Origin of the sequence: Curtobacterium sp. MCBD17_034 (assembly GCF_003234515.1) — a bacterium.
Classification (GTDB): Bacteria; Actinomycetota; Actinomycetes; order Actinomycetales; family Microbacteriaceae; genus Curtobacterium.
Genome location: NZ_QKTN01000001.1, coordinates 13,262 through 26,121, shown reverse-complemented (window position 1 = coordinate 26,121; position 12,860 = coordinate 13,262). Strand labels below are relative to the sequence as shown.

Here is a 12,860-nt window from a genome sequence, read left to right as displayed (position 1 = left end):
GGCGATCAGGCTACGCTTGGTGGACGCGGAGCCGGGTCACCCCAGCGCACGATCGCACAGTCGTGTCCCGGCGTCCTCGGTCTGCTGTTGTTCGGCCGCCACGCAGATCGTGCTGCCGCTGGGCGCTCGGTACGCCGATCAGCTTGCTCCTGCGGGGACGACTACGGTGCCTCGACCACACGCCGATCAAGACGACCGGTGGCCAACTCCGGCCGTCGCGTTCACCCTCGCCAAGCCACAGAACCGGGTCGTCTCCAACTGCGCCTCGAGCAGCCGAATGTTTCACGTGGAACGCGCGTGCACTGCGCTGCCCGGGACCGGACCGCGCTGCTCGGGACCGGGCTGATCCTTCGTGGGACAGACGACCGCTACCGGCGATGGTCGCGGATGGCCTGCTCGGCGAGCTCGGCGTAGACCCAGCCGAGGTCATGACCGGAGGCCAGGAGGGCCTGCGGCACGAGCGACGTCTCGGTGAGACCGGGAAGGACGTTCACCTCGAGGAACCACGGTGTCTCAACCGCGTCGACGATCATGTCGACGCGCGAGATGTGCCGGAGGCCGAGCGCGACGTGTGCTGCGACTGCTGCGTCGGCCGCCGCCGTTGCGGCTGGGGCCGACAAGCGCGCCGGGGTGTAGAAGGTCGTCTCACCAGCGTTGTACCGCGCCTCGTACCCGTACACGCCGGATCGCGGGACGATCTCGACGGGAGCGAGGGGCACCGGGCCATCACCGGTGTCGACCACCCCGACGGCGATCTCGGTCCCGGTGATGAGCTGCTCGACGATGACGTCGTCGCAGTAGGTGTACGCCGTGACCATCGCTCGCGGCAGATCAGCCGTGTCGTGGACCAGGGTGACGCCCTGCGCGCTGCCACCGCGGGCGGGCTTGACCACGAGGGGGATCGGGTGCTCGTCCGCGATGGCCGCGAGCACGCTGACGGCGCCGAGTTCGCGGAAGACGTCGTGCGACAGGGTGACCGATCGCGGCGTGCGAACGCCCGCCCGAGCGGCGAGTGCGGATGCGGTCGGTTTGTCCCACGCGAGGCGAGCCGAGGTGGCGCGCGAACCGACGAACGGCACGTCGAGTGCCTCGAGGATGCCGCGGAGCGCGCCGTCTTCACCGCTGGCGCCGTGGAGCGCGGGCCAGACGACGTCGGGCTGGAGTTCGCGCAGCGCGGGCAGCAGCGTCGCGTCGGCGTCCCGGAGATCGACCTGCCAGCCGTAGCCGATGAGCGAGTCAGCCACGCGTCGTCCGGAACGGAGCGAGATGTCCCGCTCGTGCGAGATGCCCCCCGCGACGACGACGACGTGACGACGGGCGAACTCCACCATGATGCGTTCCTCGAGTGCGGCCGCGCGGCGCGCGGCGTGATGAATCCCTGGTCAGGAGCGGTCGGCCGAAACGGCGACGCGGGTCAGGACATGTTCGGCGGCGGTGCGGAGACCGTCTGGGCGGGGTCGGTGATCGGCGCCGGCCGGGCGGCGGTGCCGAAGGTCTCGATGAGCTCGAGTTCGTCGTTCACAACGGTCGCGAGCCGCTTCACGCCGGTGCGGATCTGCTCCGGTGTGGGGTAGCAGAAGGAGAGACGCATGTGTCCGCCCCCGCGGCCGTCCGCGAAGAACGCGGTACCCGGCGTGTAGGCGACGAGTTCCTTGACCGCGCGGGGCAGCATCGCCTTGGAGTCGAGCTGGTCCGGCAGCGTGAGCCACACGAAGAACCCGCCGTTCGGCGTGGTCCACCGCAGGTCGGGGAGGAACTCGGCGAGGGCGGCGAGCATGGCGTCGCGGCGCTCCGCGTAGAGACCGCGGAAGGTGGTGATCTGGGCCTTCCAGTCCGCGGCATCGAGGTACGCGTTCACGACGTACTGTCCGAACGAGTTCGGTGCGAGCACAGCGGATTCGTTCGCGAGCACGAGCTTCTCGCGGATGGCGTGCGGCGCGAGGGCCCAGCCGACGCGGAATCCCGGGGCGAGGGTCTTCGAGAAGGAGCCGAGGTACACGACGCCGTCCTCGTCGATCGAGCGGATGGCCTGCGGCGCCGGCTCGTCGAACCAGAGGAGACCGTAGGGGTTGTCCTCGAGCACGAGGATCTGGTTCGACCGGCAGATGTCGAGGATCTCGATGCGGCGTTCGCGGCTCATCGTGACGCCCGCGGGGTTGTGGAAGTTCGGGATGGTGTACAGGAACTTCATGCGCTTGCCGGCGGCCCTGAGGCGGGCGATGGTCTCGCGCAGGGCCTCGGGGACCAGGCCCTGGTCGTCCATGGCCACGTGCACGGTCTCGGCCTGGTACGAGCGGAACACACCGATCGCACCGACGTACGACGGCGACTCCGCCAGGACGACGTCGCCCGGATCGATGAACAGCCGCGTGACGAGGTCGAGGGCGTGCTGGGAACCCGTGGTGACGACGACGTCCTCGGCGCTCGCACGGACGCCCTCGAGCGCCATGATGTCGACGATGTGCTCACGGAGGGTCCGGAGACCCTGGCCGCCGCCGTACTGCAGCGCCATGGCGGCGTCGTGCTCCATGACCCGGTCGATGGACCCGGTGACGAGCTCGCGGGGGAGCGCGGACACGAACGGCATGCCGCCAGCCAGGGAGACGACCTCGGGGCGGGATGCGACGGCGAACAGTGCTCGGACCTCGGATGCACTCAGCCCTGCGGTGCGCTGGGCGTAGGAGTCGTACCACGGGTCGAGGCTGGTTCCCCGGTCGGTCATCGCATGGTCTCCGATCACTCGGGCGCCGATCGCGGACGACGACGCCGACGCCGACGGACGGCGTTCCGGCCACGATACGGCATGCCCGTGCACGCCCGTCGGTCCCCGCGCAGGCCAGTTCCGGACGCGTGGCTCCGCGTGGACGACGGAAGCCCCGCCTCCCGGATCGGGAGACGGGGCTTCAGGAGCCGTCGGGGCTGGTGTCAGACCAGGAACTCGGCCAGGTCGGCCTCGAGCGCCGGCTTCGGCTTCGCACCGATCACGGTCTTGACGACCTCACCGCCGCGGAAGACCTTCATCGCGGGGATCGAGGTGATCTGGTACTGCATGGCGGACTGGGGGTTCTCGTCCACGTTGAGCTTGACGATCTCGATCTTGTCGCTGTGCTCCGACGCGATCTGGTCGAGGATCGGGGAGACCGCACGACACGGCCCGCACCACTCGGCCCAGAAGTCGACGAGGATCGTCTTGTCGGACTGCAGCACGTCGCTCGAGAACGACGCGTCGGTCACTGCCTTGGCGTTGGACATGGTTCCTGCTTCCTTGGGTTGGTCGTTGTGGACAACATCGGCGTCCGTGTCGCTATTCCGTCGGACGGGAGGCCACGGCGCGGCGGGCGCGACCGCTCAGCTGCCGACCGTGGCCGGCTCGACCGGCGAGATCGTGACGGGCTCGACCGGGACCGGACCGTCCGCCAGGGCGGCGAGCTCGGGCTCGAGGTCGGCGAGGAACTTCTCGGCGTCGAGGGCCGCCACCGTGCCGGAACCGGCCGCGGTGATCGCCTGCCGGTAGGTCGGGTCGATGACGTCACCGGCCGCGAACACGCCGGACAGGTTCGTGCGCGACGAGCGTCCGTCGACGGCGATGGTGCCCTCGGGGGCGAGGTCGACCTGGCCGTGGATGAGGTGCGTGCGCGGGTCGTTGCCGATCGCGATGAACAGACCGTCCAGGGGCAGCTGCGACTCCTCGCCGGTGGTGGTGTCGCGGAGCGTGACGCCCTCGACCGAGGTCTCACCGTGGATGGCGACGACCTCCTTGTTCCACGCGAACGCGATCTTCGGGTCGTTGAACGCGCGGTCCTGCATGATCTTCGACGCGCGCAGGACGTCCTTACGGTGGATCACCGTCACCGTGTCGGCGAAGCGGGTGAGGAACGTGGCTTCCTCCATCGCGGAGTCGCCACCGCCGACGACGGCGATGTTCTTCTGGCGGAAGAAGAAGCCGTCGCAGGTCGCGCACCACGACACGCCGTGGCCTGACAGGCGCTGCTCGTCCGGGAGGCCCAGGTTGCGGTAGGCGGAGCCGGTCGCGTAGATCACGGCGAGCGACTCGTAGGTCTGGCCGCCACCGACGGTGACCTTCTTGACGTCGCCCGTGAGGTCGACGGACACGGCGTCGTCGTACAGGATCTCCGCGCCGAACTTCTCGGCCTGCTCCTGCATCTTCATCATGAGGTCGGGGCCCTGGATGCCCTCCGGGAAGCCGGGGAAGTTCTCGACCTCGGTGGTCTTGGTGAGCTCGCCGCCGGTCTCGACGCTGGACGCGACCACGAGGGGCTTCAGCTCGGCGCGCGCGCTGTAGATCGCGGCCGTCAGCGCGGCGGGACCGGAGCCGATGATGATGAGCTGGCGCATGCCTGGTGCCCTTTCGTCGTGGACGTCCTGGAGGACCGGACCGGTGCCTCCCGGTCCGATCGGATCAACACATGGTACCGGCGGCGCATTCCGCCGCTCGGCCCGCGTTCAGCGTCCGAGACGGGCCCGGAGGAGGCCCACCGCGCTGCGGATCTCGCCGTTGCGCGTGAGGACGAGCACGGCCACGTACACGACCACCATGGCGGCCGCGGTGAGCGCGAGGGTGATGAGCGCACTCGTGACGTCCGTCATCGCGAACCCGCCGGCTCGGAACGCCCCGAAGAACGCGGCGACGGCGACCCCGGCGGCCCCGGCGACGATCGCGGCGACGACGAACTGCACGTGCGAGCGCGTCACGGCGCCGCCCTCGATGCCGGCGAGGCGTCGGCGGACGATGACGAGCGCGACGACGGTCTGGGCGCTGCCGGCGAGCGTGGTGGTGATCGCGACGCCGACGCCGATGGCCGAGCCGGGCAGGGCCGCGACGGCGAGCGCGCCGATGACGAACAGCCCGGACTGCACGAGCTGCATGAAGAACGGCGTGCGGTGGTCGTGGAGGGCCCAGAACACCCGCTGGATGATGAACAACATGCTGAACAGCACCAGGCCGGGCATGTAGGCGACGAGCACGAAGGCCATCGACCGGACGTCCGTGAAGGCGTGCTCGTAGATCCGGGCGAACGGGAACGCCAGGACGATGAGGGCGACCGACGCGAACACGGTGAACAGACCGACGATCCGGAGCGACTGCGACAGGTTCCGGCGGACCGCGGCGATGTCACCCCGTTCCGCGTCGTGGCTCATCCGGGTGAAGTAGGCGGTGGCGATCGACACGGTGATGATCGAGTGCGGCAGCATGAACAGCAGCCACGAGTTCTGCAGCGTCGCGTTGCCCGCGCCCGTGCCGAGGGACGCCACCCGCGACTGCACGATGCCCGCGAGCTGCGTCACCAGGATCATGAGGAACAGCCAGCCGGCCGCGGTGCCCGTCGCCTTGAGGCCCACCCCGCGCCACCGGAAGTCGGGACGGAACCCCAGGCCGGCACGACGCCAGAAGAGCAGCAGGAACGCCGCCTGCACCGCGACGCCCAGAGTGGCGCTCCCCGCGAGCACGGCGATCTTCGTCGGCGTCCAGTCGCCCGCGTCGCTGTTGAGCCCGCGCGTGCCGAAGAGGGCGATGAACACGACGAGCCCGGCGATCGCGATGACGTTGTTGAGGAGCGGCGCCCACGTGAAGGGCCCGAACACCTGGCGGGCGTTGAGGACCTCGCCGAGCAGCGAGTACAGCGCGTAGAAGAGGATCTGCGGCAGGCACCAGAACGCGAACGCGACCGCCAGTGCGGTGGTGTCGTCCGCGAAGCCCTTGCCGCCGCTGCCCGCGGACTGGCTGTACAGGTGGACGAGCAGGGGCGCGATCGCGGTGGCGACGACGGTGACGCCGAGGAACACGATGCCGCCGAGCGTGACGATCCGGTTGATGTACGCCTGACCGCCGTCGGCGTGCTGCTTCATCGAGCGGACGATCTGCGGGATGAGGACCGCGCTGAGCAGGCCACCCGCGATGAGCGCGTAGATGTTGTTCGGCAGCTGGTTCGAGACGGCGAAGGCGTTGGCGGCGGCGCTACCGGACTGGCCGATCGCGGCCGCGAGGACGAACGTCTTGGCGAACCCGAGGACGCGCGACACCATCGTGCCGATCGCGAGCAGGGCGCTGGCCCGGCCGAGGCCGCGTTCCGCCGGGGCGGTCGGGGTCGCGCCGCCGGTCGGGGTCGCGCCGCCGGTCGGGGTCGCGCCGTCGATCGCGCCCGCTGCCGCGACCGCGCCCGCCCCGACGGCCGCGTCCGTCGTGCCCGGGGTGCCGGCGGTGGGTGCCGCGGCACCGATGGGGGTCCCGGCGAGCGGAGCCGTGCCTCCCGGCCGAGCGGTCTGGAGGTCGTCGGTCACGTCGTTCCGTTCTCGTGCGCCCGTCGGGCGTGCAGCGGCGACGGCCGTGGATACGGTGGCCGCCGGGGCGGCGGCCGACGCGGCCACCGGCTGGTCGTCGAGCGGACGGTTGGGGTCGTCGTCGTCCTCAGGAGGCGCGCCACCGGACCGGCGACGGAGGCGTCGGCGGATGTTGCGCAGGATCCCGAGGCCGAAGATCACCACGACCGCGGCTCCGGCGAGGCCGGTGATGATGGTCTCCCACTGGGCCTGCACGTTGATCTCGACCGCGCTCGGCTGCGCGACGCGCGTCCCGGTGGAGCTCGTCAGGCTGAGCTGGAGCTGCACCTTGCCGTTCGCGACGGACTGCACGGGGAACGTGATGCGCGACTGTGACTCGGGCTGGACGGTGACCTGGAGCGCGTTCTTCTCGACCCGGAGGAACGAGTTCGACGGCGTCACCGTCAGGTAGACGGTCACGGGGAACTCGGACTTGTTGCGAACGGAGATCGGCAGGGACGACCGGTCGCCGAGCAGGGTGATGGAGCTCGAGTCGACGATCCCGACGGAGTCGACGACGGCGTTCGCCCGTTTCACCCGGACGGCCACGGCACGCTGCAGTCCCGCGAGGTCGGTCGTCCACGCGGTCGAGGCGAGGGCGAGCGTGTGGAGCCGGGTCGGCGCCGTGAGGTCGGTGGGGGTGGTCAGCGCGGTCGAGAACGCGGTGACGGCACTCTCGGACTGGACGAGCTGGCGGAGTTGCGCGAGGCGGTCGTCGGGCTCGGCGTGGTTGCTCACCGAGACGCTCGTCGGCGCGGTGCCGATGGTCGTCGAGAGGTCCGTGGGCGAGACCCACGGCATCGACTCGAGCGCGTCGAGCGTGTCGGACATGCGGGTCGGGTCGGTGGGCCATGACCGGTCGAACGTCAGGAGGATCGGGGCGGAGGTGCTCGCCTGGCGCGTCGTCGTCGCGAGGGTGGCGGTGAGCGCCGCCATCGCGCTCTGCCACGACGCCTGGTCGGGTGCGTCCGCGGCGTCGTCGAGGAGCGCGCTCAGCCGTTCGTCGGACACGAGGAGGTCGGCGGTCCCGGCCTTGGCGGAGGCGGCGACCGTGGTGTCCGCGCCGGCCGTGGTGTTCCCGTTCGCGACGATAATGTGCTGGTAACCCCCCTTGGCGAGTACCGGGAGGTCGTCCGACGTGACGGTGTCCTCGTCCGGCCAGGCGATCGAGGGCAGCGTGTACGGGAAGTCGAGCAGGGTCTGCATCGTCGGCAGCGTGGGCGCGGCGGGTGTGGGCTCGCCTCCCGGCTGACCCGTGCCGGGCGCCGGGGTTGCGTCCGTGCCGGCGGTCGTTCCGGTTCCGGCCGCCGTTCCGGTCTCAGCCCCGGTGCTGGTTCCGGCGCCGGCGCTCGTCCCCGTGCCTCCACCGGCCGACGTGGACGGGCCCGCACCGGCGGTCGGCGTCGCGCTCGCGGCGGCCGCGCCGGCGCCGCTCGCACCGTCCGTCGTCCCGGTCGCGGTGGCGGTCGGCGTCGGCGTGACCGCACCGGGGAAGTGCCGTGGGTCGACGTCCTGGTCGAACGAGATCGGCGTGAAGACGCCCGGCGCTCCCGCCTGCCGGAGGCCCGTCAGGTCGGCGTCGGCGTAGGGGAGCGCGAACGTCTCGTTCCGGGCGGCGGTCAGACGGTCGAGCCAGGCCACCGCGGACTCGGGGGCGTCCTGGCCCAGGAGCCGGATCGAGACGATGATCCGCGGGTCGACGCCGATCGCGACGTTGTGGTCGATCGCGGCGTCGAGCTGCGCCGTGAGCGTGCCGTCGACGGCGGTGTCCGCGGCGAGCTCGGACGCCGACAGCGTGGTCGACGTCGTCGCGGGCACGGTGATCGGCATCACGACGGAGACGTCCGTGGGCTGCTGCGTCAGCGACGGGTACCAGGTGATGGCCGAGCGGCCGACGACGTCGACCGAGCCCGACGCGTACGAGACCGCGAGGCGGCGCGCGCCGAACGAGTAGCCGTCGAGGCCGACCGTGGCCGACGGGATCGTGATGTCGGTCATCGTGACCGTCTGGTGCGCGGGGACCACCGGGACGTCGAAACTCCTCAGGTAGGAGCCGAGGTAACCGTCTGAGCTGGTGTCGTCGAGCCAGTCCTCGAGGTCGGACCGGTCCCCGGTCACGCTCCGCGACAGGGAGACGTCCGCGGTGGTCGCGGCGAGGTCCGTGTCGGTGCCGTTCGTCACGGTGACCGTGAGGGTGAGGTCCTGGTCCGGCTTGAGCACGCCCTGGTCCGTCGCCGCCACCGACAGGGAGGCCGTGGTCGCCGTGGTGGGCGCCGCTGCATTCTTCTGCGCGGGGTGGGTGGGCGCGGGGGTCGCGGTGCTGGCGTTCGTGCCGGTGGGACCGGGGGTCGCGACCGCGCGCGCACTGCTCGTGGCCGACGCGGCGTGGCTGCTGCTGACCGCTGCATGGCTGCTGCTCGCCGCCTCCGCGACTCCGGGCGCGCCGACGACGCCGAGGGCGACCAGCGCGGTCACCGCGGCGGCGAGTGGCGTTCGGAGGATGTGCATGGAAGAGGCGCCCGGGACCGTCCGGGCCTCGGACGAGTGTAGGAGGCCCAGCCGGAGACGCAGCCGAGGAGGCACGGCACGGCCGGGTTCTGGGATGATCGACGGGTCATGCCCTCCGTCGCACACGCCGTGGAACGCCTCGGTCACCTCGCCGAGTCCGCACCCGTCGCCACCCTGGCCGCCGCCTTCGCCGAGGCCGGCCACGAACTCGCGCTCGTCGGCGGTCCCGTCCGCGACGCCTTCCTCGGCCGGCCCGTGACCGACCTCGACTTCACGACGGACGCCCGGCCCGACGAGATCCTCCGGATCGTGGAACCGATCGCGAGCGCGACCTGGGACGTCGGGCGACAGTTCGGCACCATCGCGGCCCGCGTGCGTGGCGAGCAGGTCGAGATCACGACGTACCGCAGCGACGTGTACGACGGCGAGACCCGGAAGCCCGAGGTCGAGTTCGGATCGGCCATCACCGAGGACCTGGTCCGCCGGGACTTCACCGTCAACGCGATGGCCCTGCGACTCCCCCAGCGCGAGCTCGTCGACGTGGCCGACGGCGTCGAGGACCTGCTCGCCGGTCGCCTGCGCACCCCGCAGAGCGCCGTCGTGTCCTTCCGCGACGACCCGCTCCGCATGATGCGTGCGGCACGGTTCACGGGCCAGCTCGGGTTCACCGTGAGCGACGAAGTCCGCGCCGCGATGACCGAGCTCGCCGGCTCGATCGCGATCGTCTCCGCCGAGCGCGTGCGCGACGAGTTCGTCAAGCTGCTCGCCACGGACGACCCCGTGCCCGGGCTGCGCCTCCTCGTCGACACGGGCATCGCCGAGCGGGTGCTGCCGGAACTCCCGGCGATGCAGCTCGAGATCGACGAGCACCACCACCACAAGGACGTCTACGAGCACTCGCTCACCGTGCTCACGCAGGCGATCGGCTACGAGCACGAACGGCACGCCGGCGACGCGCCCGACATCGTCCTCCGCGTCGCCGCATTGCTCCACGACATCGGCAAGCCCGCCACCCGCCGCCTGGAGCCCGGCGGCGTCGTGAGCTTCCACCACCACGACCTCGTCGGTGCCAAGCTCGCCCGCAAGCGGCTCCGCGCGCTGCGGTTCGACAACGAGACCGTCGCCGCCGTCACGAAGCTCATCGAGCTGCACCTGCGGTTCTTCGGCTACACGGACGGCGCGTGGACGGACTCGGCCGTGCGCCGCTACGTCCGCGACGCCGGCGACCAGCTCGAGCGGCTCCACGAGCTCACCCGCTCGGACGTCACGACGCGCAACCGCCGCAAGGCCGACCGGCTCGGGTTCGCGTACGACGACCTGGAGGACCGGATCGCCGCCCTGCGCGACCGGGAGGAACTCGACGCCATGCGTCCGGACCTGACGGGCGACGACATCATGCGGATCCTCGGCATCCGCCCCGGGCGTGAGGTCGGCGAGGCCTACCGGTTCCTGCTCGAGGCCCGCATGGACGAGGGGCCCCTCGGACCCGACGAGGCGGAGCGTCGCCTGCGCGCCTGGTGGGCCGAGCGGGGCTGATCCGCACCACCCGACCACGGTGCGGGCGGTCGGGCTGGGGAGAACGCTTGCCGGGCCTCCCGGCCGTCGGCTAATCTTGTCAGGTTGTGCCCACCGCCTTCGTGGTGGTCGCACACATGCATCAACCCTCCTGCTCCGGAAAGACCGGAGCCGTTCTAGACCAAGGGAGGTGGGTTCCGCATGCACCAGTACGAACTGATGGTCATCCTCGACCCCGAGATCGACGAGCGCACGGTCGCTCCGTCGCTCGACCGGTTCCTCGCAGTCATCCGCAACGACGGTGGCACCGTCGACAACGTGGACGTCTGGGGCCGTCGTCGTCTCGCGTACGAGATCAACAAGAAGTCCGAGGGCATCTACGCCGTCGTCAACATGACGGCGAACGCCGACGCCGCCAAGGAGCTCGACCGCCAGCTCGGTCTCTCCGAGGCCGTGCTCCGCACCAAGGTCCTCCGCGCCGAGGAAGCGATCGCCCAGGTCGCCGCCGCCAAGAAGCTCTCCGACGAGCGCGCCGCCCGCAAGGCTGCGGCCGCCACGAAGAGCGCCGAGTAGCCCGTGGCCGGCGAGACCGTCATCACGGTGGTGGGCAACCTCACCAGCGATCCCGAGCTGCGGTACACGCAGAACGGCCTCGCGGTGGCGAACTTCACCATCGCGTCGACACCGCGCACGTTCGACCGTCAGGCGAACGAGTGGAAGGACGGCGACGCGCTGTTCCTCCGTGCGAGTGTCTGGCGTGAGTTCGCCGAGCACGTCGCGGGATCGCTGACCAAGGGCTCGCGCGTCATCGCGCAGGGTCGTCTGCGTCAGCGCTCCTACCAGGACCGCGAAGGCCAGCAGCGCACGAGCATCGAGCTCGAGGTCGACGAGATCGGCCCCTCGCTCCGCTACGCGACCGCCCAGGTCACCCGCGCCTCCGGTGGTGGTGGCGGCGGTGGCCGCGGCCAGGTCGGTGGCGGCAACGGTGGCGGCGGCGGCTACAACGGTGGCGCGCAGTCCGACGAACCGTGGTCCCCGCAGGGCAACCAGGGTGGCAACACGTCCTCGTCGGACGTGTGGAACACCCCGGGCGGCACCTACGACGACGAAACCCCGTTCTGATCAGTCGGCTCCCCCGCTGATCCGGAAACAGAACTAGAAGGAATCCCCCAATGGCTGGAAAGAGCAGCGGCGACCGCCGCAAGCCTCGCGGAGGCAAGGGCGGCAAGAACGCCGCCCCCGCGAAGTCGATCAAGGTCGGCGTCATCGACTACAAGGACGTCGCGACCCTGCGCAAGTTCATCTCCGAGCGCGGCAAGATCCGTGCCCGCCGTATCACCGGCGTCTCCGTCCAGGAGCAGCGCCTCATCGCCCGTGCCGTGAAGAACGCCCGCGAGATGGCGCTCCTCCCCTACGCCGGCTCCGGCCGCTGATCGGAGGATCACCCATGTCGAAGCTCATCCTCACCCACGAGGTCTCCGGCCTCGGTTCCGCCGGTGACGTCGTCGACGTCAAGAACGGCTACGCCCGCAACTACCTGATCCCGCAGGGCTTCGCCGTCGCGTGGTCGCGTGGTGGTCAGAAGCAGGTCGAGTCGATCCAGGCCGCCCGCGCCGCGCGCGAGCTCGCCACGATCGAAGAGGCCCAGGACCTCAAGCTCAAGCTGCAGAACGCCGTCGTGACGCTGACCGTCAAGGCCGGCAAGGACGGCCGCCTGTTCGGCTCGGTCCGCCCGGGCGACGTCGCCGACGCCGTGCAGGCGCAGGGCATCGGCTCGCTCGACAAGCGCAAGATCGAGGTCCCCGGGTCGATCAAGTCCGTCGGCGAGCACGAGGCCACGGTCCGGCTCCGCGAGGACATCGTCGCGACCATCGCGCTGAAGGTCGTCGCCGCCAAGTAGTTCCGTCCGGGCCGGCGCTGCCGGTCCGACCGCCGAGGGCGGGTCTCCCAGTCGGGAGGCCCGCCCTTCGTCGTCCCCGTGGCCTCCTCCGGCTTTGCTGCTCTTCGACGCTCCGGCGGTCGTCCGACATCGGATCGGCGGTCGTCGGATGCACACGCACGAGATGCGGTTGCATGCGACGACCCGACTGCTGTCGGACGACAACGGTCCTGTCGATTCGGGCCCCCTGCCGGAGGCGCGGTGGCGGTGCGTCCCGCTGGCCGGGACCGGGGCGAGGCCGGTGGGGTACGCGTGTCCTCCTGGTTGCGGACAGCAACTCCGCGTGGTTCCGGCGCGCGCCCAGCGACACCCGTCGCGCTGTTGACCCGGGGACCGTTCCGGGGGACAAGCGCGCATGTGGTGGGGCTGGGAGCGTGGGACGTGGTACTCCACATCAGGCCGCCCTGTCCAGGTTCTATGCACAGGCAGGACGTCAAGTCGGGAACCTTCAACCGGCACTCTAAACAACGTTGTGCACACATGGTGTGCAACCGGAAATGCCTGGTCAGAAGCGGTTTATTTCGCCCCGGTCCCCGCTCCTCCACAGGAGTTTCCACAG

At 70.8% G+C, this 12,860-nt stretch carries 10 protein-coding genes; 5 read left to right on the top strand and 5 right to left on the bottom strand.

Annotation, left to right across the window (positions count from 1 at the left end; translation table 11 throughout):
* Nucleotides 1–368: 368 nt before the first annotated feature.
* From DEI92_RS00140 to murJ, 5 genes are all read right to left on the bottom strand, one after another.
* Entirely contained in the window at nucleotides 369–1,331 is a 963-nt protein-coding gene (locus DEI92_RS00140) for a D-alanine--D-alanine ligase (protein WP_111011924.1), read from the bottom strand.
* An 83-nt stretch (nucleotides 1,332–1,414) separates the two neighbouring features.
* A complete protein-coding gene (locus tag DEI92_RS00135; RefSeq protein WP_111011923.1) occupies nucleotides 1,415–2,722 on the bottom strand; it encodes a PLP-dependent aminotransferase family protein in 1,308 nt (435 codons plus the stop codon).
* Nucleotides 2,723–2,925: 203 nt separating this feature from the next.
* Nucleotides 2,926–3,252, bottom strand: a complete 327-nt coding sequence (gene trxA, locus DEI92_RS00130) for a thioredoxin (protein WP_111010772.1) — start codon at nucleotides 3,250–3,252, stop codon at nucleotides 2,926–2,928.
* A gap of 96 nt (nucleotides 3,253–3,348) precedes the next feature.
* On the bottom strand, nucleotides 3,349–4,356 hold the full coding sequence (gene trxB, locus DEI92_RS00125; protein ID WP_111011922.1) for a thioredoxin-disulfide reductase: 1,008 nt from the start codon (nucleotides 4,354–4,356) through the stop codon (nucleotides 3,349–3,351).
* Between the two features lie 108 nt (nucleotides 4,357–4,464).
* Nucleotides 4,465–8,847: a murein biosynthesis integral membrane protein MurJ gene (gene murJ / locus DEI92_RS16650; RefSeq protein WP_220037427.1), complete on the bottom strand. Its 4,383-nt coding sequence runs from the start codon at nucleotides 8,845–8,847 to the stop codon at nucleotides 4,465–4,467.
* A gap of 108 nt (nucleotides 8,848–8,955) precedes the next feature.
* Here murJ and DEI92_RS00110 point away from each other — a divergent pair, with 108 nt between their 5' ends.
* The 5 genes from DEI92_RS00110 to rplI all read left to right on the top strand — a co-directional run bounded on the left by DEI92_RS00110 (nucleotide 8,956) and on the right by rplI (nucleotide 12,262).
* Nucleotides 8,956–10,383 carry a CCA tRNA nucleotidyltransferase gene (locus DEI92_RS00110; protein ID WP_111011920.1) on the top strand — a complete coding sequence of 476 codons (1,428 nt, stop codon included), beginning with the start codon at nucleotides 8,956–8,958 and terminating at the stop codon, nucleotides 10,381–10,383.
* 180 nt (nucleotides 10,384–10,563) lie between these two features.
* Entirely contained in the window at nucleotides 10,564–10,935 is a 372-nt protein-coding gene (gene rpsF, locus DEI92_RS00105) for a 30S ribosomal protein S6 (protein WP_111010769.1), read from the top strand.
* Nucleotides 10,936–10,938: 3 nt separating this feature from the next.
* Nucleotides 10,939–11,484, top strand: coding sequence for a single-stranded DNA-binding protein (locus DEI92_RS00100; RefSeq protein ID WP_111011919.1), 546 nt, complete (start codon nucleotides 10,939–10,941; stop codon nucleotides 11,482–11,484).
* 50 nt (nucleotides 11,485–11,534) lie between these two features.
* Nucleotides 11,535–11,795, top strand: coding sequence for a 30S ribosomal protein S18 (gene rpsR / locus DEI92_RS00095; RefSeq protein WP_066517360.1), 261 nt, complete (start codon nucleotides 11,535–11,537; stop codon nucleotides 11,793–11,795).
* Nucleotides 11,796–11,809: 14 nt separating this feature from the next.
* The gene (rplI, locus tag DEI92_RS00090) at nucleotides 11,810–12,262 is read left to right on the top strand and encodes a 50S ribosomal protein L9 (RefSeq protein ID WP_111010767.1); all 453 of its coding nucleotides are present in this window, start codon (nucleotides 11,810–11,812) and stop codon (nucleotides 12,260–12,262) included.
* Nucleotides 12,263–12,860 lie beyond the last annotated feature (598 nt).